This window comes from Duganella sp. AC237, from assembly GCF_979254035.1.
This window is the reverse complement of record NZ_CEEDEW010000003.1, coordinates 1,434,516-1,461,152: the sequence shown is the minus strand read 5'-3', so window position 1 is coordinate 1,461,152 and position 26,637 is coordinate 1,434,516. Positions and strand designations below refer to the sequence as shown.

Below are 26,637 nucleotides of genomic sequence, written 5' to 3'. Positions count from 1 at the left end.
GCTAGTGATTGCCTTCCAGTGCGGGTTTCGGTTCCTTGCGGTCGTCCGGCGACGTCGTCGCCGGCGCCTTGTCCAGCCACTTGGCCAACGTGCGCAGCAGTACGTAGAACACCGGCGTCAGGAACAGCCCGAAGAAAGTCACGCCCAGCATGCCGGCAAACACCGCCACGCCCATCGCGTGGCGCATTTCCGCACCGGCGCCATGGGAGAACACCAGCGGCACCACGCCCATGATGAAGGCGACCGACGTCATCAGGATCGGCCGCAGGCGCAGGCGGCAAGCCTCCAGCGCCGCCTCGACGGTGGTCCGTCCGCGCTGCTCCAGCTCCACCGCGAACTCGACGATCAGGATGGCGTTTTTCGACGCCAGCCCGACCAGCACGAACAGCGCGATCTGCGTGAAGACGTTGTTGTCGCCACCGGTCAGCTTGACGCCCGTCAGCGCGCACAGGATCGACATCGGCACGATCAGGATGACGGCCAGCGGCAGGGTCCAGCTTTCGTATTGCGCGGCCAGCACCAGGAACACCAGCAGCACGCACAGCGGGAACACATAAATCATCGTGTTACCGGCCAGGATGTCCTGATAGGTCAGGTCGGTCCACTCGTAGCCTATCCCCTTCGGCAAGTTGGCCTTGACGATCGCCTCCATCGCCGCCTGCGCCTGGCCGGACGACACGCCCGGCGCCGGCCCGCCGTTCAACTCGGCCGACACGAAATTGTTATAGCGCTGCACGCGATCGGGGCCGTAGGTATCCTCGATCCGCATCAGCGACGACAGCGGAATCATCTCGCCCTTGTCGTTGCGCACCTTCATCTGCGCGACCTGCTCGCGCTGCGAACGGAACGGCGCGTCGGCCTGCACCCGCACCTGGTAGGTGCGGCCGAACTGGTTGAAGTCGTTCACGTACAGCGCGCCCAGATTGATCTGCAATGTCTGGTTGATCTCCGCCAGCGACACGCCCAGCTGCTTGGCCTTGACCCGGTCGACGTTGGCGAACAGCTGCGGCACATTGATCTGGAAACCGGAGAACACGCCTTGCAAGCGCTTGTCGGCCCAGGCCTTGCCCTGGATCGCCTGCAGCGCCTTGTACAGTTCGTCGTAGCCGACGTTGCCCCGGTCCTCGATCATCATCTTGAAGCCACCCGTCGTGCCCAGCCCGTTCACCGGCGGCGGCGACAGCACCAGCACGAAGGCGTCCTCGATCGCGCCCATGCGCTTGTTGATCTCGGCGGCGATGGCGTCGGCGCTCTGGCTCTTGCCATGACGCTCATCGAACGATTTGAGCGTAACGAACACGATGCCGGCGTTCGGCGCGTTGGTAAAACCGTTGATCGACAGGCCGGGGAACGCCACCGACGAACCGACGCCGGGAATCTGCCCGGCGATGTCGGACATCTTGCGGATAACGGCGTCGGTGCGGTCGAGCGAGGCGGCGTCCGGCAGCTGCGCAAAGCCGATCAGGTAAGCCTTGTCCTGCGACGGCACGAAGCCCGGCGGCACCGCCTTGAACATGAACACGCCGGCCACGCCCAGCAGCAGATAGACTGCGAGCGCTGCCGTCTTGCGCTTCAACACGCCCTGCACGCCGGCCTCGTAGCGCTGCGACGAGCGCGCGAAGAAACGGTTGAACAGCGCAAAGAAGCGGCCCAGCACGGCGTCGATCCAGCGGGTCAGGCGGTCCTTCGGCGCGTCGTGCGGCTTGAGCAGCACCGCCGACAGCGCCGGCGCCAGGGTCAGCGAGCAAAACGCCGAAATCACGGTGGAAATCGCGATTGTCAACGCGAACTGGCGATAGAACTGGCCGGTCAGGCCGGACACGAAGGCGATCGGCACGAACACCGCGCACAGCACCAGCGCGATGGCGATGATCGGCCCGGACACCTCCTTCATCGCCTGGATGGTGGCGTCGTGCGGGGTAAGGCCTTCGGCGATGTTGCGCTCGACGTTTTCCACCACCACGATGGCGTCGTCGACGACGATGCCGATCGCCAGCACCAGTCCAAACAACGACAGCGTGTTGATCGAAAAACCGAAGGCCAGCATGACGGCGAACGTGCCTACCACCGACACCGGCACCGCCACCAGCGGAATGACCGAGGCGCGCCAGGTTTGCAAGAACACGATGACCACCAGCGCCACCAGCGCGATCGCCTCGAACAAGGTGTGGATGACGGAGCGGATCGATTCGCGCACGAACTGGGTCGGATCGTAGACGATGTCGTACTCCATCCCCTGCGGGAAATCCTTGCACAACTCGGCCATCAAGGCCCGTACGTCCGCCGACAGTTGCAGCGCGTTGGCGTTGGGCGCCTGGAAGACGGGAATCGCCACCGCCGATTTATTGTCCAGCAGCGCGCGCAGCGCGTAGGAATTGGACCCCATTTCGAGCCGCGCCAGATCCTTGAGCAGGGTGACGGCGCCGTCGGCGTTGGTCTTGACCACGATGTCGCCGAACTGCTCCTCGGTCTGCAAGCGCCCCTGCGTGTTGACCGACATCTGGAAGTCGGCGCCCTTGCTCGGCCCCTGCCCGACGACGCCGGCGGCGACCTGCACGTTCTGCTCGCGGATGGCGTTGACCACATCGGTCGCGGTCAGCCCGCGCGCCGCGATCTTCTGCGGATTGAGCCAGACGCGCATCGCGTAGTCGCCCGAGCCGAACAGCTGGACCTCGCCGGCGCCCTTCAAGCGCGCCAGCTGGTCCTTGACGTTCAGCACCGCATAGTTGCGCAGGTACAGGTCGTCATAGCGGCCGCTGGGCGACTTCAGGTGCACCAGCAAGGTGATGTTGGGCGAGCTCTTGGCGGTGGTCACGCCGATCTGGCGCACTTCCTCGGGCAGGCGCGGCAGCGCGCGCTGGACGCGGTTCTGCACGGCGGTCTCGGCCTGCTCGACATTGGTGCCGATCTTGAACGTCACCGTCAGCTGCAGCGCGCCGTCGGAGGTGTTTTGCGACGTCATGTACAGCATGTCCTCGACGCCGATGATCTCCTGTTCGATCGGCGTGGCGACCGTCTCGGCGATCACTTTCGGATTGGCGCCGGGATACTGCGCCCGCACCACCACCGAAGGCGGCACCACCTCGGGATACTCCGAGATCGGCAGCTGGAAAATCGAAATCAGGCCGGCCACGAACACGATAATGGACAGCACCGCCGCGAAGATCGGCTTGTCGACAAAAAAGCGGGAGATGTTCATCCGTTATTCCTTCGCGCCGGTATCGGCGGCCGCCAGCTTCGGCGCCGCCGCCTTGGCGGGCGCGCCGTCCGCCGTCATCGGCACGATCTGCGGCGCCACCACGGCGCCCGGCTGCACGCGCTGCAAGCCGTTGACGACGACCTTCTCGCCGGACTTGAGGCCGGAACGCACCACGCGCAAGCCGTCGACCAGCGGTCCCAGCTTGACTTCGCGGTACTCGGCCTTGTTGTCCGCGCTGACGACGAACACGAATTTGCGGCTTTGGTCGGTGCCGACGGCGCGGTCGGTGATCAACAGCGCGCGCTGCTCGTCGCCGCCGCCGATTTGCACGCGGGCGAACAGCCCCGGCGCCATGCTGCGGTCGCTATTGGCGAAGACCGCCCGCATGCGTACGCTGCCGGTCCGCGTGTCGAGCTGGTTGTCAACGAATTCGAGCTTGCCTTCGTGCGGGAAGCCTTCCTCGTTGACCAGCCCCACCCTGACGTTGACCGAACGGCCGGCGTAGGCGCGCGCGGCGACGCGCTGGTAGGTCGCCTCGTCGCCGTCGAAGCTGGCGTAGACGCGGTCGAGCGAGACCACCGAGGTCAGGATCGCGTTGGAGTCCACCAGGTTGCCAAGCGTGATTTCCGCCTTCGATACGCGACCGTTGATCGGCGACACCACCTTGGTGTATTCCAGGTTCAGGCGCGCGGCCTGGGACTGCGCTTCGGCCGCGCCGGCGTCCGCTTCCAGCTGCTTCTGGCCGGAAGCGCGTTCATCGTATTCGCGCTGGGCGATGGCCTTGTCGCCGAGCAGGCGTTCGGCGCGGGTCAGTTCCAGGCGCGCCAGTTCGGCTTTCGCGCGCGCCGACCTGGCGGCCGCCTCGGCCCGGTTGGCTTCGGCCTGGTAGGGGCGCTGGTCGATGATAAACAGCACATCGCCCTTCTTCACCTCGGTGCCGGGCGCCACATTGACGGCGGTGATGAAGCCGGACACCCGCGGGCGTATCTCGACGCGCTCGATGGCCTCCAGCCGCCCCGAGAATTCCTGCACATCGCTGACGGCCTTCTCGACGCCGACGGCGGCGGCCACGGCCGGCGCGGCCGGCGCCGGCGCGGCCGGCGCCGGCGCCGCCGCATTGGTGTTCTTGCCGCATCCCGACAGCAGCGCGGCGCCGCCGGCGCCCGCGACCAGCGCGATCAACAGCGCCCGTCGGGCGGTGGTGTCCTTTATCTTCATCTCTGTTTCCTTTGTGATTTTCAACCAAGCTATCTGGCAGCTTATAGGTTTGTAGTCACACCGAAAATCCACGGCCGAGGCATTTTAGATGTGCCTCCACGGCACAAATCAGGGCGTTGAAGAGATGAGGCCGGGCCGGACCGCTAAGTGGCTGGGGCTACGGCTGTGGCGCGGCGCGGCCTTTCACGGCTGCCAGCTGGCGGTCGAAATCGGCCGGATCGAAGTAGTCGCGCCAGACGGTGATCTCGCCGTTCTCGACCGTGATGGTGCCCATCACCGGCAGCGTGATGACGCCGCCATTGACATGCCGGAACACATCGATCCTCTCGTTGAGCACCACGTTGCCGGCCGCCGCGATATGGGTCACCTTCCAGTCCAGCAGGAAGTCGGTGCCGATGCCGAAGCCGCGGTGAAATTTCTCGACCTCGGCGCGGCCGACGATGTCGGGGAACGGCACGTTATCGTAAGGCACGTCAGCGGACAGCATCGCCAGCGCGGCCTCAATGCGGTTGTTGCTCCAGTGAGAGAAGAAGACTTCGGCGATCTGCACCGGGGTGGCGGTCGGAATGGATGACATGTGAGCCTTTCGTTTGGGTTGGATCGACGGTTAAGAACGGGCAAACAGGTTATGCACGATGGCGCGCAGCCAGCGGCCGATATTGAACTCCTCGGGCATCATGTAGGCGCGGCTGGCGGGGACAGTCAGCACGATGCGCGTGCCGCCGCCCGCCTGATTGGCGATGTCCAGCGAGCCGCCGAGGGCGGCGGCGCGCTCGCGCATGCCGGTCAGGCCCCAGTGCCCCTCGCGCCCGCCCGCGTCCAGCACCGCGCCGGGCATGCCGACGCCGTCATCGACGATCGACAACATGAAGTGCTCGCTGCCGTAGGCCAGCGCCACCTCGACGTGGCTGGCCGCCGCGTGGCGGTAGGCATTGAACAGCGCCTCGCGGCCGATACAATAGATCGCCGGCCGGGCGATGGCGTCGAGCGGCCGGAAGCCCTCCGGCACGACGATGCCGAAGCGCGGGCCGAAATCGCGTTCCAGCGACTGGCCGAAGCCGGACAGCGCGGCGACGATGTCGTCGCCAGCCGCCGGCGCCGTGCGAAGGTTCATCAGTTCGTCGCGGCCCTGCGCCATCACGGTGCCGGCCTGGTCGAGGATGGCGGCGATGCGCCCGCGCTCCTGGCTCTCGGGCGGCAGCCGCTTGGCCACGCTGGCCACGCGCAGCACCACGCCGTGCAGGCCTTGCAGCAGGGTGTCGTGCAGCGCCCGGGCGATGCGCTCGCGCTCGGCGAGTCGCTCCTGCATCAACTCGCCGTAACGGCGCGCCAGCAGGCGGGCCTTGAACACGTAAAGCCGCCACAGCAGCAGCAAGGCGGCGACCACGCACAGCGCCCGGAACGACATGGTCTGCATGATTTCCGGCTCGATATAGAAGGATACGGACGCGCCTTGCAGGTTCCACACACCGTCGTTGTTGGAGGCGATGACGCGGAAGGTGTACTTTCCCGGCCCCAGGTTGGTGTAACTGGCCGAACGGCGGCTGCCGCCGTCGCGCCAGGCGCCGTCGACGCCCTCCAGCCGGTACTGGAAACGCATACGCTCCGGGTCCTGGTACGACAGCGCGGTGAAATCGATCTCCAGCGCACGGGTGCCCGCAGGCAGGCGCGCGCCGCCGGTTGTCGCGTAGGCGGCTTCGCCTGCGTGCAGCGAAGTGACGACCACGGGCGGCACCATCGCGTTGCGCGGCAGCTTTTCGGGCTGGAAGGCGTAGACGCCGCCGGTGGTCGAGAACCACAAGGTGCCATCGTCGCTGCGCGCGGCCGACGGCAGCGGGAACAAGGGACTGGTCGAGCCGGTCAAGCCGTCGCGGTAGTCGAGCCGGTCGAACCGCACCGCGTAGCGCGGCTCGCGCATCACCCGCGCCAGTTCCTTCGGGCCGATGCTGGTGATGCCGCTTCCGCCGTTGATCCACAAGGTACCGTCGCGGCCGAATATCAGGCCGGTGATGCCCGCCAACGGATCGCCCTCGGCGCCGACGATGGGATGGAAACGGCTGCCGTCGAAATAAGCCAGGCCGTTCTCGCCGCCGATCCACGCGCCGCCGGCCACCGGCAGGATCTGCATGACCGTGCCGACGGTCAGCCCGTCGGCCTTGCCGTAGTGGCGCACGCGGCCGTCGGCAACCACGGCCAGGTGGTTGTTGACCGAACCGAGCCATACAGGCCCGCGCGGGTCGGCGGCGATCACGGAAGCGGCGAACGTTGCCATTCCGGCGATGCCGCCACCAAGCGCCCACTGGCCGGCGCGCAGCGTATAAAATCCGGCGCGCCCGAAACTGATCCACAAGGCCCCGGCCCGGTCTTCCGTCAGCGAATAGACGAACCGGTTGACGTTGATGCCCGGCGGCAGCGCGACGCGCTGGCGCACGCCGTCGCGCAGGACAAACAACGGCCCCTCGTCGCCACCCATCCAGACGTTGCCGTCGGCAGCCCGGTAGAGCGCGGTATTGACCATGCCCATCTCGAGTTCCGGGGCGAACGGCCTGGCGGGCGCGTTCGGGGCGAGCAAATAGGAACGGTCGACCCAGGCGCTGGCGCCGGGACCGCCGGCGATCGGCCGCGCGGTGATACCGGCGTTCTTGGGCAGCTTCACCGTTTCCAGGCGCGGCGCGCGGAAACGGTCCAGGCCGTTCTCGGTGCCGACCCAGACGTTTTGCTCGCGGTCTTGGAACAGAGCGTACGCTTCGACCCCGCTCAGGCCACGCTCCGGCCAGGTGCGCTGCGACGGTTTTTGTAGTCCGGCGTGCGCGGTGCGCACCAGGTCCGGTGCGGAGACGAACCACGTATAACCGTCGTGGTCGAAGAAAAAGCGGCCGACGAGATCGTCGATGTTCCAGCGCAGCGGTTTACCCTGAGCCGGGCCGGCCAGCATCTGCAGCCCGCGCGTGCGTCCATCGCTGGTCCACACGCTGCCGTCCGGATGACGGGCCAGCCAGCCAACGCTGTCGGTATTGCGTTGAACGAATTTGTCGGCGCCCCGAGCCAGCGAATAGATCCCCTGGCTGCTGCGCACCCACAACACGCCACGGTCGAACAGCAACGCCAGCGCATATTCCTGTGGCGCATCCGACGACCGCTCAGGATGATGCCAGCGCGCGTCGCCATCCAGATAGAACAGGCCGCCGGACGTCGCCACCCACAGACGGCCATCGTCGTCCTCGGCGGCGTCGAAAATCGTTCCACGCGGCGTGTCCGGCTGCTCCAGCCGGAAATGCTTCATCCGGCCCTTGGTCATCATACTGAAGCCGCCGTATTTGTAGCCTACCCACAAAGTACCATCGCGCAGCAGGCCGATGGCGGAGACGGCCGACGTCAGCGGTCCATCCTCTCCGCTTGCGCGCAGGAAGCGCACGCCGTCGAACTTGTACAGGCCCGAGGAGCTGCCGATCCAGATCCAGCCGTCGGGCGTCTGCGTGATGCCGCTGATGCCGGCCGGCGCGCCGTCACGCGCGGTCCAGCCGGTGTGCAGCAGCTCGATGACCGGCGACATGCGCCGGCCGATCTCGGTGGCCGAGGCGAACGGCGCCAGGCCGGCCGCCATCCACAGCAGCAAGGCCAGCAGGGCGCGTGCCGGCGGGCCGGACAAACTGGCGCGGCGGGGCCGCGAACGGAAGTGGAAGATGGGGCCGATCATAAAGTGCCGTGGAAGAGACGCGATTCGAATTCGGCCTGGGTCCAAACCGATGGACGCGGCCCTGCCAGTCACGTTGATCGGCGTGGCGCAGAATACTGTCACCGCGCGGCGCGGGCAAGGCGCGATGGTGTCGTTTCACTTTTTCCACGAAGGCACAAATCACCGTGCCCCCGGCGTGGCCGCCGCTTGGTCGGTGCCCACGATCACGTCCCACGGCGCCGGCGAAGGGAACAGCTCGATCAAAAATTCAATGAAGGCTTTGACGTTGGGGCTGCCCCGGCGGCTTTCCGGCCACACCGCCGAGATGGTGAAGCGCTCGACCGCCAGCGCGGGCAGGATGGGCACCAGCAGCCCTCGATCGACAAAGGAGGCGGCCGCGTAGGTCGGCGAAATGCCGATGCCGCCGCCGGCGACCACGGCCGCCATCACGCCGTCGGTGGTGTCGATGATGATGCCGGCGCTCGGCGTCATCTCCACCAGCCGGTCGCCGACCTGGAACGGCCAGCGCAGCGCCTGGCCGGAGCTCTGATAGCGGAAGTTCACGCACTCGTGCTCGAGCAGGTCGTCGATCGCCAGCGGGATGCCGTGCCGCGCCAGATAGCTGGGCGCCGCGAACGCGCACAGGCGATGAGGGGCGAGCGGGCGCGAAATCATGCGCGAGTCGCCCGGCGCGCCGACCCGGATGGCGACGTCGATGCCCTCCTCGACCAGGTCGTTGTACAGGTCGCCCATGCGCAGGTCGATCGTGACCTTCGGGTAGCGCTGGCGAAAGCGCGGCAGCGCGCCGGCCAGGATGTGCGTGCCGATGGGCAGCGGCGCGGTCACCCGCAGCAGCCCCGACGGCTCGGCGCGCGCGCTGGCGGCCGCCTGTTCGATCTGCTCGACTTCCTGCAGCAGGCGGCTGGTGCGCTCCTGCAGATCGAGTCCCTCGGGCGTGAGCGTGAGGGAACGCGTGGTGCGCACGAACAGTTTGAGCTTGAGTTGCTCCTCGAGGCGCAGCACGCTTTTACTGACGGCCGAGGGCGACACCCCCAGCGAACGCGCCGCCGCCGTATAACTGCCAAGTGAGGCGGTACGGGCGAAGGCGATGAGCCCGGTAAGGCTTTCTAATCCGATTTTTGCTGACATGGCACAATTAAATCAACCTCAAGCGCTATTGTCAATCCGGAGGAAGTAACAACAAAGAAACAACCGGGCGGCGCGGCCGCCATTTGTGCCATTTGGGAACTTCTAAAACGATGCCCGCCTCTCTTGTTGGCGTTGCCGCACGGCGCTAACGTGCAGTCCTCGGAAACGATAACCCAACCAGAAGGTACAAAATGAATCTCCCTACCAAAACCGTGGCTGCATCCCTCCTGTCGCTGGCCAGCCAGGCCGCCCTCGCCGCCGATGTGCCGCCCGTCCCGGAACGCAACGTCCAGGCCTTCCTCAAGGTGCTCAACAGCGGCACCGGCAAGCCGATCGAGCAACTCAGCCCGAAGGACGCGCGTCAGGTGCTGGTCGGCGCCCAGGCCAGCGTGCCGACCGATCTGTCGTCGGTTGAAGTGAGCAACAAGACCGTCACCCAGGACGGCCAAAAGATCGACCTCACCATCGTCCGTCCCAAGAACGCCAAGGGCGACACGCCGGTGTTCATGTTCTTCCACGGCGGCGGCTGGGTGCTGGGCGACTTCCCGACCCACTCGCGCATGGTGCGCGACCTGGTCGACAATTCCGGCGCCACCGCCGTCTTCGTCAACTACACGCCGTCGCCGGAAGCCAAGTATGGCGTCGCGATCAAGCAAGCCTACGCGGCCACCAAGTGGGTCGCCGCGAACGGCAAGGAAATCAAGGTCGACGGCAAGCGCTTGGCCGTGGCCGGCAACAGCGTCGGCGGCAACATGGCGACGGTGGTCAGCATCATGGCCAAGCAGCAGGGCCAGCCGAAAATCAGCGCGCAGGTGCTGTTCTGGCCGGTGACCGACGCCAACTTCGACACCGCCTCCTACAACCAGTTCAGCAATGGCTACTTCCTCAGCAAGGGCATGATGCAGTGGTTCTGGGACAACTACACCACCGACGCCAAGCAACGCGCCGAAATCACCGCCTCGCCGCTGCGCGCGGCGACCGAACAGCTCAAGGGCTTGCCGCCGACCCTGATCCAGACGGCTGAACTCGACGTGCTGCGCGACGAGGGCGAAGCCTACGGCCGCAAGCTCGACGCCGCCGGCGTCGACGTCACCGTCACGCGCTATCCCGGCCTGATCCACGACTACGGCCTGCTGAACGCGCTGGCCACCGTGCCGGCGGTCAAGGCGGCGATGCGCCAGGCCGGCAATGAGCTCAAGAACCATCTGAAGTAACCGCCCGCCAATCTACGCATCATCCAGGAGGAAGCTATGCAATACGCAATTATCGGTTCGGGCGCCATCGGCACGGCCATCGCGCGCCAGTTCGCCCGCCAAGAGCTGCCGGTGCTGGTGGCCAATACCCGTGGTCCTGGCAGCCTGGCGGCGCTGGTCGACGAACTCGGCCCGGCCATCGTGCCCACCGCCCTGCACGAGGCGCTCGCCGCCGACATCGTCTTCCTGGCCGTGCCGTTCACCGCGGTCCCGGACGCGCTGAAAGACGCGCCGGCCTGGAACAACCGCATCATCGTCGACACCACCAACGCCATCGACTTCATCGATTTTTCGCCCGCCAACCTGGGCGGCCGCCCGTCCTCGGACATCGTCGCCGAGGCGGCGCCCGGCGCGCGGCTGGTGAAAGCGTTCAACACGCTGTTCGCCACTATCCTTGGGCGCCAGCCCGGCGAGGCCGGCGGCAGGCGCGTGTTGTTCCTGTCCGGCGACGATCCGGCCGCCAATCGCACCCTGGCCGAACTGATCGAGCGCTTCGGCTACGCGGCCATCGATCTCGGTCCGATCGCGGCCGGCGGTATGCTGCAGCAATTCGGCGGACCGCTGACCACCCACAGCATGCTGCTGCAAAAGCAAGGCGGCGCCTCGCTGCCGGAGATGGATGTCATCGACGGCTAAGCTGTCATCACTAGAAAGAGAGCCGCCATGCTGTCACTTTTCGATCCGATTCAACTCGGTGCGATCGCCGCGCCCAACCGCGTGCTGATGGCCGCACTTACGCGCGGGCGCAATACCCGGGAGCACGTCCCCACGGCGATGATGGTGGAATACTATCGTCAGCGCGCCAGCGCGGGCCTGATCATTTCCGAGGCGACCGGCATCAGCCGCCAGGCATTGGGCTGGCCTTACGCGCCGGGATTGTGGAGCGACGAGCAAGTGGCGGCGTGGCGCCCGGTCACCGACGCGGTGCACGCGGCGGGCGGGCGCATCTTCTCCCAACTGTGGCATATGGGACGGGTGGTCCATCCGTCCTTCCTCGGCGGGCAGGCGCCGGTTTCCGCCTCGGCGAGCACGGCGCCCGGCCTGGCCCACACCTATGACGGCAAAGTCCCCTACACTGAGGCGCGGGCCCTTCGCACCGACGAAATCACGGACATCGTGCGCGACTTCCGTGTGGCCGCGCGCCACGCGCGCGCCGCCGGTTTCGACGGCATACAGCTGCACGCCGCGAACGGCTACCTGCTCGACCAGTTCCTGCGCGACGGCGCCAACCGGCGTAACGACGCCTACGGCGGCGGCATCGACAATCGCATCCGCCTGCTGCGCGAGGTGACCGAAGCGGTGGCGCTGGAAATCGGCGCCGACCGGACAGCGGTGCGCCTGTCGCCCAACGGCGAGATCCAGGGCGTCGACGACAGCGATCCCGCGTCGCTGTTCTGCGCCGCCGCCAAAGCGCTGTCAGACCTCGGCATCGCCTTCCTCGAAATCCGCGAGCCGAGCGCCCCGCGCATCGACGCTATGCACCCGACCATCCTGCGCCCGCCCATCGCGCCGTTGATGCGCGCGGCGTTCAAAGGGCCGGTTGTGCTCAATACCGGATACGATGGCCGAAGCGGCCAAGCCGCCCTCGACGCCGGCCTGGCCGACGCGATCGCGTACGGCAGGCCATTCCTGGCCAATCCGGATCTGCCACACAGGCTGGCGACCGGCGCGGCGCTGAACCTGGACCAGGAGGCGACCTGGTACAGCCGTGGTGAGCAAGGCTACCTCGATTACCCAAGGCTCGACAAGTAGCAGCGTTGCGCACGCCGGTTCTACACGACGGACTTCGGTCTGCGTGAGGCACATAGCGTACCGACTGGTTGCTAACCTACATCCCAACGACACGGCCCCGGCATCGGGTGGAAGAACTGACGTTGACTAACTCGCCAACCGGATGGCGACGTCGATATTCCCGCGCGTCGCCGTCGCGGCCGCCGGACGTGGTGTGTGTGCCGCCGGTGTACAGCGTTTTTTCAGTGTGGTTCATGATCGTTTCCTCTGTGTGTGAATAATATGTGTGAGGTTCAGTTCAATTTCGCCACATCGAGAATGGCCCGGGCGAAGGCCTGCGGCGCTTCCTGCGGCAGGTTGTGGCCAATACCGCCGGTCACCAACCTGTGTTCATACTTGCCCGTGAATTTTTTCGCGTAGTTCTTCGGATCGGGATGCGGCGCGCCGTTGGCGTCGCCTTCCATCGTAATGGTGGGCACGCCGATGTCGGGAAAACGCGCCAGTTGGCGCTCAAGATCATCATAGCGGGCCTCGCCCGGCGCCAGTCCCAGCCGCCAGCGGTAGTTGCCGATCGAGATGGCGACGTGGTCCGGGTTGTCGAGCGACGCCGCAGACCGGGCGAATGTGGCGTCGTCGAATTTCCATTGCGGCGAGGCCAGCTCCCAAATTAGGCGCGCAAACGCGTGGGTGTTGGCGCGGTAGCCCTGTTCCCCGCGCTCGGTGGCGAAGTAGTACTGGTACCACCATTGCAGCTCCGCCTTGGGCGACAGCGGCGCGCGGTTCGCCTCCTGGCTGCCGATCAGGTAACCGCTGACCGACACCAGCGCCGTGAAGCGTCGCGGCCACAACGCCGCCAGGGTGCCGGCGATCCTGGCGCCCCAGTCGAAGCCGGCGACGATGGCCTGGTCGATCTTCAGCGCATCCATGAAGGCGACGGCGTCGGCGGTGAAGGTCGCCTGCTGGCCGTTGCGCGGCGTGTGCGGCGACAGAAACCGCGTGCTGCCATAGCCGCGCAGATGCGGAACGATGACGCGGTATCCCGCCCCCACCAGGATCGGCGCCACGTCGACGAAGGCATGGATGTCGTAGGGCCAGCCGTGCAGCAGCAGTATCGGCATGCCGTCGGCTGGCCCCATGTCGACGTACCCGACGTCGAGCAGGCCGGCGTTGATCTGCCGGAGCGCGGGGAAGGCGTTCGCCGGCGACAGCGTAGCGGCAAAGGCGCCTCCCACATAGCCGATCTGGCTCACGGCCAGCCCCAGCGCAGCGGTGTTCAAAAAGCTGCGGCGTTTCATGTTGGTGAGTTCACTCATGATGATTCCTTTCGATAGTATGAAAACGGATTACTGGGGCATTACCGCCGGTTCGGCCAGCAAGGTGCGGATCTTCGCCTCGGTCGCCGCGTACTCGCCTTCGCCGAAGTGCTGGTAGACCACCCTGCCCTGCTTGTCGATCAAATAGAAGGCGGGCCAATACTGGTTGTTGTACGCGCTCCAGGTGGCGTACTTGTTGTCCTGCGCGACCGGGTACGTGATGCCGAAACGCTTGATCGCGGTCTTGACGTTGTCGGTCGAGCGCTCGAACGGATATTCCGGAGTGTGGACGCCCACCACCACCAGGCCCTGGTCCTTGTACTTCTCGTGCCAGCTTTTCACATAGGGCAGCGTGCGGATGCAGTTGATGCAGGTGTAGGTCCAAAAATCGACCAGCACCACCTTGCCGCGCAGCTGGCGCATGGTCAGCGGCTCGCTATTGAGCCATTGCTGGATGCCGGTGAATTCCGGCGCCGTCATCGGAGCGACCGTCGCTGCCGTTGCCACTGCGGTGAAGGCGGCGGTCGACAAGACGACGGCGGCCAAGGTGGTTTGCAAAACGGATTTCATGTTTAATATCCTTTCAGGGTAGGGGAAAAGTCCGCAAGGGCCGCGTAGATCACAACGTCGTACTGGAAGTAGATGGCAAGGCCGGTCAGCAGGATCAGCGCACCGAATACCTGGATCAGGCGATGGGAGTGGCGCGCCAGCATCCGGACCCGCGTCGCCATGAACTGGCCGCCGTAGGCGATCACCAGCATCGGTATGCCGGCGCCGAGGGCGTACATCACCAGCAGGGTGGCCGACCAGCCGATGTCCTGTGCCTTGGCGACCAGCACCAGGATCGACGCCAGCACCGGACCGGCGCACGGCGTCCACACGGCGCCGAGGGACATGCCAAGCACGAAGCCGCCGGCATTTCCGCTACTACCATCCGCCGACGGGCCGGCGCGGTTCAGGAAGCCGCCCATGCGGGCCATCAGCCATTCGTAGGGCTGGCGCCACAGCATCAGCAAGCCGGTCAACATCAGCATGGCGATGCCGGCCAGGCGCAGCGTCTCGTGGGCGACGACGACGTGCTGCGATGCGCTGGCCAGCAGCATGCCCAGCGCGGCGAAGGTCAGCACGAAGCCCGCCACGATGAACAGCGGTCGGCTGCGGTTTCTACGCTGGTTCGTACCCTGCAACGTGCTGCCCAATACGATCGGCAGGATCGGCAGCACGCAGGGAGAGGCGATGGTCAGCACGCCGGCGAGCGTCGCCAGCGGCAGTTCGATAAGGTTGTTCATGGCTTGCCCTCCTGTTTTGGAAGACTCCATTTAACCGGTGCGGTGTGTATCGGCTGTGTCCAAAACCACGGCTTTTGCAATGTTGTGTGTACAGCGTCGATCCGGATACACTGGGATACAAAGCGGGCGATGGCGCCCTCTTTCACGGGTTAAGATGCGTCCATGGAAAATACAGACCACATCCTCATCGTCGACGACGACCGCGAAATCCGCGAGCTGCTGGCCGCTTATCTGGAAAAGAACGGCATGCGTGCCACCGTCGCGGCAAACGGGCGCCAGATGCGCGCGCTGCTGGAACAACAAAACTTCGATCTGCTGGTGCTGGACCTGATGCTGCCCGGCGAGGACGGCCTGACCCTGTGCCGCGAACTGCGCGCCAGCAAATGGCGCGCCCTGCCCGTGCTGATGCTGACCGCGCGCGGCGAGGAGACCGACCGCATCGTCGGGCTGGAAATGGGCGCCGACGATTACCTGACCAAGCCTTTCGCGGTGCGCGAGCTGTTCGCCCGCATCCGCTCGGTGCTGCGCCGCGCGCGCATGCTGCCGCCGAATATGCAGGTCGACGAGCCGGGGCAGTTCATCACCTTCGGCGACTGGAAGCTGGACACCGTCGGCCGCCACCTGCTCGACCGGGCCGGCACGATCGTTTCGCTGAGCGGCGCCGAATACCGGCTGCTGCGCGTATTCCTCGACCATCCGCGCCGAGTGCTCACGCGCGACCAGCTGCTCAACCTCACGCAAGGGCGCGACGCCGACAGTTTCGACCGCTCGATCGACCTGCTGGTGAGCCGCCTGCGCCAGCGACTGTTGGACGACGCGCGCGAGCCGCGCTACATCAAAACCCTGCGCAGCGAAGGCTATGTGTTCTCCTCCGAGGTCGATCTCGGAGGCGCGGCATGACCTGGCTGCATTGGCCACGCACGCTGTTCACGCGCCTGACGCTGATCCTGTTCATCGGCCTGGCTGCGGCCCATGCGATGTCGTACTGGCTGATCGTCAGCGAACGGCGCGAAGCGACCACCGGTTTGATGCTCGGCTACCTGGAGCAGGACGTCGCCAGTTCGGTGGCGTTGCTGGATCGTCTGCCCGCCAGCGAACGGTCCGAATGGTTGCCACGGCTGGAGCGCCGCAGCTATAGATTTTCACTGGGACCGGGCGACACTGGCCATGCGCCGGACACCGAGCTGTCGAAGCGGGCCGCCGCCTCGTTCGTCAAGTCCATCGGCAAACAGTACCCCGTCACCGCAAGCGCCGTGCCGGGGCACCCTAACCGCGTGCAGGCGCATGTGACGCTAAGCGATGGGACAAAGCTGATCATCGACATGCGTCCGAACGGCCTGCCGATTCCGGCGTGGCTGCCGGCGGTGCTCCTGTTACAGCTGGCGTTGCTGGCAGTGGTCACGTGGTATGGCGTGCGGCTGGCGACACGCCCGCTGGCGCAACTCGCCGACGCGGCAGACCGTCTGGGACCGGATCTCAAAGCCGCCCCGGTCGCGGAAAACGGACCGCTGGAGGTGGCGCGCGCGGCGCGCGCTTTCAACGCCATGCAGGACCGCATCGGCGCGCACCTGAACGAGCGCACGCAGATCCTGGCGGCGATCTCGCACGACCTGCAAACGCCGATCACGCGCATGCGCATGCGCGCCGACATGATGGATGACGACATCCAGCGCGAGAAAATGAACCGCGATCTGATCGAGATGGAGATACTGGTGCGCGACGGCGTGGCTTATGCGCGCACGCTGCACGGCACGTCGGAAGCGGCGTGCCGTGTCGATCTGGACTCGCTGCTGGGTAGCCTGGTTGGGGACTATCTGGATGGCGGCCATCCAGTCAAACTAGAAGGCCAAGCCGGCGCGCCGGTGGTCACCCGCCCGCACGCGCTACGCCGGGTGCTGGGCAACTTGATCGACAACGCACTGAAATACGCCGGATCGGCGGACCTGCATGTCGATAGCGCCGATGGACAATTGACGATCCGCGTGCGCGATCACGGCCCCGGCATCCCCCACGATGAATTGGACAACGTCATGCAGCCGTTCTACCGCCTCGAAGCTTCTCGTAATCGCGACACCGGCGGCACCGGGCTGGGATTGGCGATCGGGCGGCAGTTGGCGCAAGCCATCGGCGCCACGCTAACCCTGCGCAACCATCCCGAAGGCGGCCTCGAAGCCACCCTCACCGGGGTCAAGTCTGACATTCAGACACGACCTCTTCCCTGAAGGCGCCCTGCTCATGGGCTCGTGTCCAAATGACAGACTTGACCCCGGGGTTTAGTCGCGACCTCTTCCCTGAAGGCGCCCTGCTCATGGGCTCGTGTCCAAATGACAGACTTGACCCCGGGGTTTAGTCGGCCAGCTTGACCATTTCGCGGTACAGGTCGGCCTTGCCTTCGAAACCGATGCCCGGCAACTCCGGCAACATGATGTGGCCGTTCTCGACCTTGACGCCATCCGGGAAGCCGCCGTACGGCTGGAACAGGTCCGGGTACGATTCGTTGCCGCCCAGGCCCAGCCCGGCGGCGATGTTGAGCGACATCTGGTGGCCGCCGTGCGGGATGCAGCGCTTTGGCGACCAGCCGTGCTCGCGCAGCATGTCGAGCGTGCGCAGGTATTCGACCAGGCCGTAGCTGAGCGCGCAGTCGAACTGCAGCCAGTCGCGGTCGGCGCGCATGCCGCCATAGCGGATCAGGTTGCGCGCGTCCTGCATCGAGAACAGGTCCTCGCCGGTCGCCATCGGGTTCTTGTAGTAGTTGCGCAAGGTCGCCTGCAGTTCGAAGTCGAGCGGGTCGCCCGGCTCCTCATACCAGAACAGGTCGTACTGCGACAGCGCCTTGGCGTACTGGACAGCGGTGTCGAGGTCGAAGCGGCCGTTGGCGTCGACCGCCAGCTTTTGGCCATCCTGCAGCACGCTCAGCACCGAATCGATGCGGCGCAGATCCTCGTCCAGCGAGGCTCCGCCGATCTTCTTCTTGACCACCGTGTAGCCGCGGTCGATGTAGCTGCGCATCTCGTCCTTGAGCTTGTTGTGGTCCTGGCCCGGGTAGTAGTAGCCGCCGGCAGCGTAGACGAAGATGTTGCGGTCGGCCTTGCCGTCGCCATAGCGGTCGGCCAGCAGCTGGAACAGCGGCTTGCCTTCGATCTTGGCGACCGCGTCCCACACGGCCATGTCGATGGTGCCGATCGCCACCGAACGCTCGCCGTGCCCGCCCGGCTTTTCGTTGGTGAACATGCAGTTCCAGATTTTGTGCGGGTCCAGATTGTTGCCGCTGTCGTCGACCAGGCTCTGCGGATCGGCTTCAAGGATGCGCGGGATGAAGCGCTCACGCATCAGCTTGCCTTGGCCGTAGCGGCCGTTCGAATTGAAGCCGTAGCCGATCACCGGCTTGCCGTCGCGGATGACGTCGGTGACCACCGCTACCAGGCTCAAGGTCATCTTGCTGAAGTCGATGTAGGCATTGCGGATCGGGGAGCTGATCGGGACGGTTTTTTCGCGGATTTCAACAATTTTCATGGTAAGTCTCCTGGGTGGGGCGCTGTACTGAGCCAATAACCGCAGCTTACTCTTGAATTTAACTGATAATATTCACTTCAATTTAATCCTTTATTCACTTTAAATGAAAATTGAGACCGCACCGGATTTGGCGTTTTTCGTACTGCTGGCGAAATTGGGCAGCATGTCGGCCACCGCCCGCGAGCTGGGCGTCACGCCGCCGGCCATCACCAAGCGCCTCAGCTTGATGGAGCAAAAGCTCGGCGTGCGGCTGGTCAACCGCACCACGCGGCGCATCAGCCTGACCAACGAGGGCGAGACGTACTTGGCGCAGTCGACGCAGATCCTGCACCAGATACGCGAGATGGAGGAATCGATTTCCAGCGGCCGCGCCGCGCCCAAGGGACTGCTACGCGTGAACGCCACGCCAGGCTTCGGCCGCACGCGCATTGCGCCTATCGTCTCGCGCTTCGCGCACGCGTATCCCGACGTTGAAGTAGAACTGCATCTGACCGATCGCCCTATCAGCCTGGTGGAGGAGGCCTACGATCTGGCGATCCGCTTCGGCGAACTGCCGGACACGCGCCTGACCGCGCGCAAGCTGATGTCGAATAAGCGGTTTTTGTGCGCGTCGCCGGCGTATCTGAAAAAAGCCGGCGAGCCGCAAACCCCGGCCGAACTGCACCAGCACCGCTGCATCCTGCACCGCCAAAACGACGACGTGTACGGCACCTGGCGGCTACAGAAAGGCAAAGCGGTGGAGCTGGTGAAGGTGCGCGGCGCGGTATCGAGCAATGACGGCGACATCGTCATGAACTGGGCGCTGGACGGGCACGGGATCGTCCAGCGCTCCGAGTGGGATGTCGCGAAATACCTGGAGAGCGGCCGCCTGAAGGAAATCATGAAGGACTACAGGCTGCCGGACGCGGATCTTTATCTGTACTACCTTAGCCGCAGCAATCTGCCGGCCAAGGTACGGGCATTCATCGACTTTATCGCGGAAGAATTCCGCTGAGCGGGAGGCGCCACCGCGACATCAAAACGCGTAACGTATGCCGGTGGCGACGCCCGACTGGTTCAGCCCCTGCCCTACCGTGCCGCCGACATCGAGCGGGATCGCGGCCCGGCCGGAGTTGTTCATCCGTCCAAGCAGGCAGTAGACCGCGGTGCGCTTCGACAGCGAGTACGTCAGGCGAAGCGAGGCCAGGGTCGAGTCGCTGTCGCTACCCTTGACCGCCAACCGCGATAGCTGCGCATCCAGCGTGAACCTCGGCGTCAGCGGATAGCTGCCGCCCAGGTAGTACAAGTTCGATTCGAGGTCGTTGACGCGCGTGGCGGCCACCCGCTTGCGCGCGATGATGCCGCTGCCAAGGCGCAGCTTCCCCACCATCGCATAGCCGTTCAAGGTGATGCGGCGATCGTTGCTGTCGCTGGTGGTCAATCCCGCCGCCGCACCGGTGTTACCGTACATGATGTCGTAGCTGACGGTGGCGCCCAGACGATCGTTGTCGTAGCCCAGCATGGCGGTCGCCTGGCGGCAGGCCTTCGCGTCGCCGGCCACCTCGCCGGGACAATTGGTGGCCGGCGGCCCGCCGGCGGCCGAGCCGTCGCGCCCGAAACTGTAGGTGGCGCCGGCCGTGAAATCGCCGAAATTACCGAGATAACCGATCGCATTGTCGCTGCGGGCGTTAGGAATATAGGGATCGATGCTCCCCAGGCTGAACAGGTTGGGGCCAAGCACGTCCGACTTGGCGACCGCGACGGACGTCATGTTCACTTGCCGGCCGAGCGTCAGCGTGCCGTAGGCGCCCCTCAGGCCGACGGAGGCCTGGCGGCCGAACAGCCGGTCGCCCTGCCCCATCAATCCGTTGTCGACATGCAGGCCCGCCTCCAGCGTGAACACCGCCTGCAAGCCGCCGCCGAGGTCTTCGACGCCACGGAAACCGACCCGCGACGGCATGCTGCCCGTCAGCGTGGGCATCTTGGCGATGGCGTCGCCAGCCGCGTTGGCGTTGGTGGTGTAGACCACGCCGCTATCGAGCAAGCCATAGATATTCACGCTGCTTTGCGCCATCGCCCCGTGGGTGGAGAGGCTGCCGAAGCAGGCGATGGCGCAAGCGTATGCTGTCTTGTTCATTACATCGTATCCAATATCGTTGGTGTGGGCCTCCTTGCACATTTCGCGACGAGTGGCGAAATAATTGTACAGTACAAACAATGACTTGGATACAAAACATGAACCTAGGATAACTCAAGTTATCCAAAAGACATCTGCGTGATTATTCCGGCGACACGGGTGCCTTACACAACATTACGATCCTCATATACTTTCAACCCTGCATGCGACCGCCACGCATGCATGGCGGCCGCTGGTGCATCCACTAGTTTTTAGTGAACGAAAAGTCGTCGACATTGATCCAGTTGCCGGCGTTCGCCACCTGGTACATGCCGATGGTGGCCTTGCCGTTGGTGACCTGGATGTTGGGTATCGTGACCTGCGTCCAGTTCGGAATCGCGGTGTTGATGCTCGACACGAGCTCGGCACCGCCGAAGTTTTTCACATAGATGCGGGCGACGCTCTGCCCGCCGCTGCTTTTCACCCAGGCGCTGAGCGTATAGGTCCCGTTCGGCAACCCCGTCAAATCCTGGTAGCGGCTGGCCGAGTACGCGGCGGTGTGATATTGCTCGGCGTTCCAGCGCCCGGTATGCCCGCGCAGCAAATTGTTATTCGGATCGGCGTCGGTCAGATTGGTCCACGTGGTCCAGCCGGCCAGCGCGTTCTGGCGCACCCGGTCCGCTTCGAAGCTCGGATTGATGGCGTAGTTGTTGCCCGCGCCGACAGTCCACGTCCCCGTCGCCGCGTCCAGGTTGAACTGGCTCAGCGAATTGAAGCGCGGCGTGGCGCCGTTGAACGACAGCGGCACCCACTGGTTGTAGCCGATGCCGTTGCCGGCGAAATCGCTCCAGCGGTCGCCCGCGTACAGCACCGTGCTGGCCGCGCTGCCGTTTACCTGAATGAAGAAGCCGTTCTGCGACACATGCGAGAAGTCGCCCTGCGAACCGTCCAGTACGAATTCGGCCGTGTAGGGACCATTGATCGCGTTGGCGGAGCGGCAGTAGGTTTGCGACGCGTTCCATCCGTGCAAATCGGACGAGCAGAAGTAGTACACGCCGGCATGCTTGAACAAGGCGTTGCCCTCGCGGCCGGCGCTGTTGAGTGCGATATTGACGGCGGGCTCGATATACAACGAATCGGACGCGCGTATCCGCGCCACGTATGAGCGCGCGCGGCCGTTGGCGTTGCTGAAGATCAGATACGACGAGCCGTCGTCATCCGTGTAGATCGTCTGGTCGCCGGTGGCAGGCGTGACCACGTTGGTGATCTGCGGCTGGATGTGGTCGAACACGAAGGGGCCGACCGGCGTGCTGCTGGTGGCGAACAGCACGCCGCTGCCCAGGGTCGGCGACCAGATCTGCGAAAGCAGCACGTATTTATTGGTGTTCTTGTTGTAGACCACGCCCAGGCGGCCGATCCAGTTGCCCGATTCCCACGGCCCGCCGACCGGCCCGGTGGATGCGGCGTTGCCCTCGAACTTCCAGCTGGCGAGATCGGTCGATGAATAGACGGTAATCGCGTTGAAGCCGGTGTTGCTGTTGGAGGACACCGGATTGGCCGCGTACGTCACCGCCCCGTCGTATTTGACGCCGTACCAGTAATAAGTCGCGCCGACCTTGAGGATGCCGCCGCCCTGCGAATAGATCGGGTTGTTGTTGGTGTCACGCCAGAACGTATCGTTCTTGATCAGTTTGGGCGCGGCCTGCGCCGGTGAAATTAACATTGCCGCCACGGCGGCGACCGCCATGCAGCGGCCCATCAAAGCCAGAAAAGTCGTCATTGTCGTTCTCCAAGAAATAAAACAGTTCGAAATGCACGACCCGGCTACGCGGGCTTTGAACGCCCATCGTTCAGTGCATTGACCGACTGTAATAGTTCGACAACGGGTTCCTGCTCAATCTTGTGATTTTTTGTCGATTGCCGCCAGCTCAATACCGCGCGAACGCGGCCGCGAACGCCTGCGCCGCGCCGGCCACGCGCGCCGCGCCCACGTCGAAGGTGCAATGACCCAGCGCCGGTGCCGGCGCCAGCTCCGCCTTGGCCAATGCCAGCTCGGCGCGCAAGGCGCTCAGCATGCCGTCCAACATCACCGCCGGCATGTCGAGCGCGGCGTTGTCGGTGTGGCCGGCGTCGAGCACGCTGGGCGCGAAGGCCATCGAGCGGGCGCCATTGCGGATCGCCTCGCGCATGGCGACGCGGGTGGCCTGGCGCAGCCGTTCCGCGTCCAGCGTGGCCGGATCGCCCAACCCGATCACCAGCACCGCGCGCGGCAGCATGCCCGGCGGCGGCGACGCGATCAACATGGTTTCCATCGGCTGCGCGCGGAAGGCGCCGGCGGCGCGCATGCGTGTCAGGTGACCGCCCAGCGCCTGGTCCAGTCCCAGCAGTCCGCCGGCAATGGGCGCGCCATCGACTTCGTGCTCGAACATGCAAGCGACGCTGAAGTCGACATCGGCATAGGCCGGCCCCCAGGCGACCACGTCGAAGACGACGCCGTCGGTGGTGCCGATCTGCAGGCGTACGGGAGCGAAAGTTGCGGCGTGGTCGGTGGCGGTCATGGTTCGGTCCCTCGGTATTGGCGAAAGGCCGATCTTACCGCCCAGAGGCGCCGCAACGAACCCGCCAAAAGGCAGGGAGACTTTTACCGGACGCTGAAACGGCCTTCGCTCTCTACGTCTGCAACCCTGATCACGATCTTGCCGAACGGGCCGCGCGCCAGGTGCTCGAAAGCCTGCACGGCGTCCTCAAACGCATACACCTTGTCGATGACGGGCATCGTTTTACCCTACCGTCAGAACACCTGGCGCGTCGGCCGCAGCACGATCTCATTGATGTCGACATCGGCCGGCTGCTCGATCGCGTAGGCAACCGCGCGCGCCACCGACGATGCGGGAATGGCTTGCTTGTAAAAGTCCATCACCGTTTCCGCCGCCGTGCCCGAGGTGCTGTGTTTCAGATCGCTGTCGACGGCGCCCGGCGCGATCGACGTCACGCGGATCTGGTCGCCCACTTCCTGGCGCAGTCCTTCGGTAATGGCCGAAACGGCGAACTTGGTGCCGGAGTAGACGGTACCGCCCGGCGCGAAGACCTTGATGCCCGCCACCGAGCTGAGGTTGATGATGTGGCCGCCCTGCTGCGCGAGGAAGCGTGGCAGCACGGCGGCGATGCCGTACAACGTCCCCTTGAGGTTGACGTCGATCATCGCGTCCCACTCGTCGGTATTGACCTCGGACATGGGCCGGATCGGCATCAGTCCCGCGTTGTTGATCAGCACGTCCAGCTTGCCGAAATCGGCGACTGCGGCTGCCACCACGGCCTCGACCTGTTTCTTGTCGGTGACGTCGAGGCTGTAGGCTTTGGCGGTGCCGCCAGCCGCTTCAATTTCGGCTACGACCTGGTCCAGCTTGTCCTTGCGGCGCGCGGCGATCGCCACTTTGGCGCCACGGCTCGCCAGCAGGCGCGCCACCTCGGCGCCGATGCCGGTGCTGCCGCCGGTGATCAGCACTACTTTGTTTGCGATATTGTCGTTCATGATTATTCCTTGTTGGTTGTGATGGAGGTTGTTTCGGCAAACGCCGGGTAGTCTGTGTAGCCCTGCTCCGCACCGCCGTACATCGTGGCCGGATCGACCGCGTTGAGCGGCCAGCCGTTGGCGATGCGCGCCGGCAGATCGGGATTGGCGATGAACGGCCGGCCGAACGCGATCAAATCAGCCAGTCCTGTTTCCAGCAAGCGCTCGCCGCGCTCCGCCGTATAGCGGCCGGCGTAGACGATGCGGCCACTGAAGGCTTTCCGCACATCGCGCCGGAACTGCTCAGGCAGGTCGGGCGCGTGGTCCCAGTCCGCCTCGGCGATCGACAGGTAGCCAACGCCGGCCTGCTCCAGCACCTTGATGGCCTCGATGTAGGTGGCGTGCGGATCGTCTTCGACGAAGCCGATATAGACGCGGTCCTCGTCGGTGCTGGTGAACAGTGGCGTGAAGCGCACGCCCATGCGTTCCGGCCCCACGACGGCGGCGACGGCATCCACGACTTCGCGCAGGAAGCGCAAGCGCTTCTCCAGCGAGCCGCCGTATTCGTCGGTGCGCGTGTTGGCGTGGCCGGAAATGAACTGGTTGACCAGGTAGCCGTTGGCGGCGTGGATCTCGACGCCGTCGAAGCCTGCTTCGAGCGCGTTGCGCGCGGCCTGGGCGTACAACTTGACCAGCTCCGCGATCTCGGCCACGCTCAATTCGCGCGGCACGGAAGGCGCCACCAGCGTGCCGGCGCCGGGACCGGTTTCGATGAAGGCTTTGGCATTCAGCGCCGGCAAGGCGGACGGCGCGACAGGCGCGGCGCCGCCGGGTTGCAGCGCCGTGTGCGAGACGCGTCCGACATGCCACAGCTGCGCGTAGATCACGCCGCCTTCGGCATGGACCGCGCGGGTCACCTTGCGCCAGCCGGCGATTTGCGCCGGGCTATAGATGCCCGGCGTCCAGGCATAGCCCTGGCCGCGCGGTTCGATCTGCGTGCCTTCGGTGACCATGAAACCGGCGCTCGCGCGCTGGCTGTAGTACTGCGCCATCAGGTCGGTGGGAACGTCGCCGGGTTGGGCGGCGCGCTGGCGCGTCAGCGGCGGCAAGACGATGCGGTTTGCCAGCTGGTGGCGCCCCAATGTGACGGGTTCGAGGAGTTTTTTGTTATTCACTGTGTGCCTTTGATTAGATGTTGTTCGGTTACAGGCCGCCGAGGCTGACATATTTGAGATGGAGGTATTCCTCGATGCCCTGGGTCGCGCCTTCGCGGCCGATGCCGCTGTCCTTGACGCCGCCGAACGGCGCCACCTCGGTCGTCACCAGTCCTTCGTTGACGCCGACCATGCCGCTCTCCAGCGCCCGCGACAGGCGGAATACCCGTGACAGGTTCTGGCTGTAGAAATAGGCGGCCAGGCCGAACGGGGCGGCGTTGGCCGCGTCGACCGCTTCCTGCTCATGCTCGAAGCGGAACAAGGCGGCCACCGGGCCGAAGGTCTCCTCGTGCGCAATCAGCATGTCGGCGCTGGCATCGGCGATGACGGTCGGTTCGAAGAAGGTGCCGCCGAGCGCGTGGCGCTGGCCGCCGGACAGAATCCGTCCACCCTTGGCCACCGCGTCGGCGATATGCGCCTCGACCTTTGCAACCGCCGCCTCATTGATCAGCGGCCCCTGCTGGACGTCGGCGCTGAAGCCGTTGCCGACCTTGAGCGCGGCGACCCGTTCTGTCAGCCGGCGCGCGAATTCGTCATAGACGCCGTCCTGCACATAGAAGCGATTAACGCAGATGCAGGTTTGCCCGCTGTTGCGGAACTTGGCCGCGACGGCGCCGTCAACCGCACGGTCGATGTCGGCGTCGTCGAAGACGATAAACGGCGCGTTGCCACCCAGCTCCAGCGACAACTTCTTCATCGTCGCTGCCGATTGCTGGTACAGCAGTTTGCCGATCCGGGTCGAACCGGTGAAGGTAAGCTTGCGCACCCGCGCATCGGCCACCAGTTCGCCGCCGATGGCCGCCGCGTCGCCGGTGACGACGTTGACCACCCCGGCCGGCACCCCGGCCGCCTCGGCCAGCACGCCCCACAGCAAACCGCAATACGGCGTCAGCTCCGACGGCTTGACGACGATGGTGCAGCCGGCCGCGAGCGCCGGGGCGACTTTTCGCGCCAGCATGGAGAACGGGAAATTCCAGGGCGAGATGGCGCCCACCACGCCGACCGGTTCGCGCGTCACCAGGATTTGCCGGCCCTGCCACGGCGACGGGATGATCTCACCGTTGATGCGGCGCGCCTGCTCGGCGAACCACTGGATGTAGTCGGCGCCGAGCTTGATTTCCGCGCGCGCCTCGGCCAGCGGCTTGCCCTGCTCCAGGGTCAGCATGGCCGCCAAGTCGTCCAGATTGGTGCGCACCGTGGCGGCCATTTTCTGGAGCACATCGGCCCGTTCATTGGCGGTGGTCATCGACCATGACGCGAAAGCCGAGTGTGCGGCGTCGATGGCGCGCCGGGTGTCGGCCGCGCCCGACCAGGCGATCGAGCCGAGCGCCGTCCCGGTGGCGGGATCGTTGACGCCGTGCACGGCGCTGTCGGCGGCGGCGACCCATGCGCCGCCGATGAAGTTGGTCTCACGCAGCCAACCCGAGGACTTGATATGTTCCAGCATCGCATAACCTTTCTGTGTTCAAGAATGTT

The 26,637-nt window shown here is 65.3% G+C and carries 23 protein-coding genes; 6 read left to right on the top strand and 17 right to left on the bottom strand.

Going from position 1 to position 26,637, the window contains the following annotated elements; all coding sequences use genetic code 11:
• Position 1 precedes the first annotated feature (1 nt).
• The 5 genes from AC0IYS_RS06965 to AC0IYS_RS06945 all read right to left on the bottom strand — a co-directional run bounded on the left by AC0IYS_RS06965 (position 2) and on the right by AC0IYS_RS06945 (position 9,242).
• The gene (locus AC0IYS_RS06965; RefSeq protein WP_471704493.1) at positions 2–3,199 is read right to left on the bottom strand and encodes an efflux RND transporter permease subunit; all 3,198 of its coding nucleotides are present in this window, start codon (positions 3,197–3,199) and stop codon (positions 2–4) included.
• 3 nt (positions 3,200–3,202) lie between these two features.
• Positions 3,203–4,417: an efflux RND transporter periplasmic adaptor subunit gene (locus tag AC0IYS_RS06960; protein ID WP_471704492.1), complete on the bottom strand. Its 1,215-nt coding sequence runs from the start codon at positions 4,415–4,417 to the stop codon at positions 3,203–3,205.
• A gap of 157 nt (positions 4,418–4,574) precedes the next feature.
• Positions 4,575–4,994, bottom strand: coding sequence for a limonene-1,2-epoxide hydrolase family protein (locus tag AC0IYS_RS06955; RefSeq protein WP_471704491.1), 420 nt, complete (start codon positions 4,992–4,994; stop codon positions 4,575–4,577).
• 30 nt (positions 4,995–5,024) lie between these two features.
• Positions 5,025–8,114 (bottom strand): sensor histidine kinase, encoded by a 3,090-nt coding sequence (locus AC0IYS_RS06950; RefSeq protein WP_471704490.1) that lies wholly within the window; start codon positions 8,112–8,114, stop codon positions 5,025–5,027.
• Positions 8,115–8,273: 159 nt separating this feature from the next.
• Entirely contained in the window at positions 8,274–9,242 is a 969-nt protein-coding gene (locus AC0IYS_RS06945; protein ID WP_471704489.1) for a LysR family transcriptional regulator, read from the bottom strand.
• A gap of 191 nt (positions 9,243–9,433) precedes the next feature.
• On the opposite strand from AC0IYS_RS06945, the gene AC0IYS_RS06940 reads away from it, so the two are divergent.
• Genes AC0IYS_RS06940 through AC0IYS_RS06930 form a run of 3 tightly spaced genes read left to right on the top strand, consistent with a single transcriptional unit; the run spans position 9,434 to position 12,247 of the window.
• Positions 9,434–10,456, top strand: coding sequence for an alpha/beta hydrolase (locus AC0IYS_RS06940; RefSeq protein ID WP_471704488.1), 1,023 nt, complete (start codon positions 9,434–9,436; stop codon positions 10,454–10,456).
• A 36-nt stretch (positions 10,457–10,492) separates the two neighbouring features.
• A complete protein-coding gene (locus tag AC0IYS_RS06935; protein ID WP_471704487.1) occupies positions 10,493–11,131 on the top strand; it encodes an NADPH-dependent F420 reductase in 639 nt (212 codons plus the stop codon).
• Positions 11,132–11,158: 27 nt separating this feature from the next.
• Positions 11,159–12,247 carry an alkene reductase gene (locus AC0IYS_RS06930; protein ID WP_471704486.1) on the top strand — a complete coding sequence of 363 codons (1,089 nt, stop codon included), beginning with the start codon at positions 11,159–11,161 and terminating at the stop codon, positions 12,245–12,247.
• 76 nt (positions 12,248–12,323) lie between these two features.
• Here the strand turns inward: AC0IYS_RS06930 and AC0IYS_RS06925 are convergent, their stop codons facing one another.
• The 4 genes from AC0IYS_RS06925 to AC0IYS_RS06910 are packed head-to-tail and all read right to left on the bottom strand — an operon-like array spanning position 12,324 to position 14,828.
• The gene (locus tag AC0IYS_RS06925) at positions 12,324–12,482 is read right to left on the bottom strand and encodes a hypothetical protein (RefSeq protein ID WP_471704485.1); all 159 of its coding nucleotides are present in this window, start codon (positions 12,480–12,482) and stop codon (positions 12,324–12,326) included.
• 37 nt (positions 12,483–12,519) lie between these two features.
• The gene (locus AC0IYS_RS06920) at positions 12,520–13,539 is read right to left on the bottom strand and encodes an alpha/beta fold hydrolase (protein WP_471704484.1); all 1,020 of its coding nucleotides are present in this window, start codon (positions 13,537–13,539) and stop codon (positions 12,520–12,522) included.
• A 30-nt stretch (positions 13,540–13,569) separates the two neighbouring features.
• Positions 13,570–14,109: a thioredoxin family protein gene (locus AC0IYS_RS06915; protein WP_471704483.1), complete on the bottom strand. Its 540-nt coding sequence runs from the start codon at positions 14,107–14,109 to the stop codon at positions 13,570–13,572.
• Between the two features lie 2 nt (positions 14,110–14,111).
• Complete coding sequence (locus AC0IYS_RS06910) at positions 14,112–14,828, bottom strand: cytochrome c biogenesis CcdA family protein (protein ID WP_471704482.1); 717 nt, start codon at positions 14,826–14,828, stop codon at positions 14,112–14,114.
• A gap of 162 nt (positions 14,829–14,990) precedes the next feature.
• On the opposite strand from AC0IYS_RS06910, the gene AC0IYS_RS06905 reads away from it, so the two are divergent.
• Together AC0IYS_RS06905 and AC0IYS_RS06900 are read left to right on the top strand one after the other, a co-directional pair.
• Positions 14,991–15,728 (top strand): response regulator, encoded by a 738-nt coding sequence (locus tag AC0IYS_RS06905; RefSeq protein ID WP_471704481.1) that lies wholly within the window; start codon positions 14,991–14,993, stop codon positions 15,726–15,728.
• Entirely contained in the window at positions 15,725–17,050 is a 1,326-nt protein-coding gene (locus AC0IYS_RS06900) for an ATP-binding protein (RefSeq protein WP_471704480.1), read from the top strand. The genes AC0IYS_RS06905 and AC0IYS_RS06900 overlap by 4 nt, the downstream gene beginning before the upstream one ends.
• Positions 17,051–17,174: 124 nt before the next feature.
• On the opposite strand, the gene AC0IYS_RS06895 is transcribed toward AC0IYS_RS06900, so the two are convergent.
• Complete coding sequence (locus AC0IYS_RS06895) at positions 17,175–18,341, bottom strand: mandelate racemase/muconate lactonizing enzyme family protein (protein ID WP_471704479.1); 1,167 nt, start codon at positions 18,339–18,341, stop codon at positions 17,175–17,177.
• A gap of 103 nt (positions 18,342–18,444) precedes the next feature.
• Here AC0IYS_RS06895 and AC0IYS_RS06890 point away from each other — a divergent pair, with 103 nt between their 5' ends.
• A complete protein-coding gene (locus tag AC0IYS_RS06890; protein WP_471704478.1) occupies positions 18,445–19,335 on the top strand; it encodes a LysR family transcriptional regulator in 891 nt (296 codons plus the stop codon).
• A gap of 21 nt (positions 19,336–19,356) precedes the next feature.
• On the opposite strand, the gene AC0IYS_RS06885 is transcribed toward AC0IYS_RS06890, so the two are convergent.
• The 7 genes from AC0IYS_RS06885 to AC0IYS_RS06855 all read right to left on the bottom strand — a co-directional run bounded on the left by AC0IYS_RS06885 (position 19,357) and on the right by AC0IYS_RS06855 (position 26,608).
• The gene (locus AC0IYS_RS06885; protein WP_471704477.1) at positions 19,357–20,457 is read right to left on the bottom strand and encodes a porin; all 1,101 of its coding nucleotides are present in this window, start codon (positions 20,455–20,457) and stop codon (positions 19,357–19,359) included.
• 244 nt (positions 20,458–20,701) lie between these two features.
• Complete coding sequence (locus AC0IYS_RS06880; protein WP_471704476.1) at positions 20,702–22,216, bottom strand: family 43 glycosylhydrolase; 1,515 nt, start codon at positions 22,214–22,216, stop codon at positions 20,702–20,704.
• Between the two features lie 148 nt (positions 22,217–22,364).
• Positions 22,365–22,994, bottom strand: coding sequence for a M17 family peptidase N-terminal domain-containing protein (locus AC0IYS_RS06875; protein WP_471704475.1), 630 nt, complete (start codon positions 22,992–22,994; stop codon positions 22,365–22,367).
• Between the two features lie 83 nt (positions 22,995–23,077).
• On the bottom strand, positions 23,078–23,212 hold the full coding sequence (locus tag AC0IYS_RS06870) for a hypothetical protein (protein WP_471704474.1): 135 nt from the start codon (positions 23,210–23,212) through the stop codon (positions 23,078–23,080).
• A 15-nt stretch (positions 23,213–23,227) separates the two neighbouring features.
• Positions 23,228–23,968 (bottom strand): SDR family oxidoreductase, encoded by a 741-nt coding sequence (locus AC0IYS_RS06865; RefSeq protein WP_471704473.1) that lies wholly within the window; start codon positions 23,966–23,968, stop codon positions 23,228–23,230.
• Positions 23,969–23,970: 2 nt separating this feature from the next.
• Positions 23,971–25,122, bottom strand: coding sequence for an alkene reductase (locus AC0IYS_RS06860; protein ID WP_471704472.1), 1,152 nt, complete (start codon positions 25,120–25,122; stop codon positions 23,971–23,973).
• A gap of 28 nt (positions 25,123–25,150) precedes the next feature.
• Positions 25,151–26,608 carry an NAD-dependent succinate-semialdehyde dehydrogenase gene (locus tag AC0IYS_RS06855; RefSeq protein WP_471704471.1) on the bottom strand — a complete coding sequence of 486 codons (1,458 nt, stop codon included), beginning with the start codon at positions 26,606–26,608 and terminating at the stop codon, positions 25,151–25,153.
• Positions 26,609–26,637 lie beyond the last annotated feature (29 nt).

Coding starts and splice junctions, on each gene's coding strand:
- AC0IYS_RS06965 (WP_471704493.1), bottom strand. CDS start 3,199: ATGAACATCTCCCGCTTTTTTGTCGACAAGCCGATCTTCGCGGCGGTG.
- AC0IYS_RS06960 (WP_471704492.1), bottom strand. CDS start 4,417: ATGAAGATAAAGGACACCACCGCCCGACGGGCGCTGTTGATCGCGCTG.
- AC0IYS_RS06955 (WP_471704491.1), bottom strand. CDS start 4,994: ATGTCATCCATTCCGACCGCCACCCCGGTGCAGATCGCCGAAGTCTTC.
- AC0IYS_RS06950 (WP_471704490.1), bottom strand. CDS start 8,114: ATGATCGGCCCCATCTTCCACTTCCGTTCGCGGCCCCGCCGCGCCAGT.
- AC0IYS_RS06945 (WP_471704489.1), bottom strand. CDS start 9,242: ATGTCAGCAAAAATCGGATTAGAAAGCCTTACCGGGCTCATCGCCTTC.
- AC0IYS_RS06940 (WP_471704488.1), top strand. CDS start 9,434: ATGAATCTCCCTACCAAAACCGTGGCTGCATCCCTCCTGTCGCTGGCC.
- AC0IYS_RS06935 (WP_471704487.1), top strand. CDS start 10,493: ATGCAATACGCAATTATCGGTTCGGGCGCCATCGGCACGGCCATCGCG.
- AC0IYS_RS06930 (WP_471704486.1), top strand. CDS start 11,159: ATGCTGTCACTTTTCGATCCGATTCAACTCGGTGCGATCGCCGCGCCC.
- AC0IYS_RS06925 (WP_471704485.1), bottom strand. CDS start 12,482: ATGAACCACACTGAAAAAACGCTGTACACCGGCGGCACACACACCACG.
- AC0IYS_RS06920 (WP_471704484.1), bottom strand. CDS start 13,539: ATGAGTGAACTCACCAACATGAAACGCCGCAGCTTTTTGAACACCGCT.
- AC0IYS_RS06915 (WP_471704483.1), bottom strand. CDS start 14,109: ATGAAATCCGTTTTGCAAACCACCTTGGCCGCCGTCGTCTTGTCGACC.
- AC0IYS_RS06910 (WP_471704482.1), bottom strand. CDS start 14,828: ATGAACAACCTTATCGAACTGCCGCTGGCGACGCTCGCCGGCGTGCTG.
- AC0IYS_RS06905 (WP_471704481.1), top strand. CDS start 14,991: ATGGAAAATACAGACCACATCCTCATCGTCGACGACGACCGCGAAATC.
- AC0IYS_RS06900 (WP_471704480.1), top strand. CDS start 15,725: ATGACCTGGCTGCATTGGCCACGCACGCTGTTCACGCGCCTGACGCTG.
- AC0IYS_RS06895 (WP_471704479.1), bottom strand. CDS start 18,341: ATGAAAATTGTTGAAATCCGCGAAAAAACCGTCCCGATCAGCTCCCCG.
- AC0IYS_RS06890 (WP_471704478.1), top strand. CDS start 18,445: ATGAAAATTGAGACCGCACCGGATTTGGCGTTTTTCGTACTGCTGGCG.
- AC0IYS_RS06885 (WP_471704477.1), bottom strand. CDS start 20,457: ATGAACAAGACAGCATACGCTTGCGCCATCGCCTGCTTCGGCAGCCTC.
- AC0IYS_RS06880 (WP_471704476.1), bottom strand. CDS start 22,216: ATGACGACTTTTCTGGCTTTGATGGGCCGCTGCATGGCGGTCGCCGCC.
- AC0IYS_RS06875 (WP_471704475.1), bottom strand. CDS start 22,994: ATGACCGCCACCGACCACGCCGCAACTTTCGCTCCCGTACGCCTGCAG.
- AC0IYS_RS06870 (WP_471704474.1), bottom strand. CDS start 23,212: ATGCCCGTCATCGACAAGGTGTATGCGTTTGAGGACGCCGTGCAGGCT.
- AC0IYS_RS06865 (WP_471704473.1), bottom strand. CDS start 23,968: ATGAACGACAATATCGCAAACAAAGTAGTGCTGATCACCGGCGGCAGC.
- AC0IYS_RS06855 (WP_471704471.1), bottom strand. CDS start 26,608: ATGCTGGAACATATCAAGTCCTCGGGTTGGCTGCGTGAGACCAACTTC.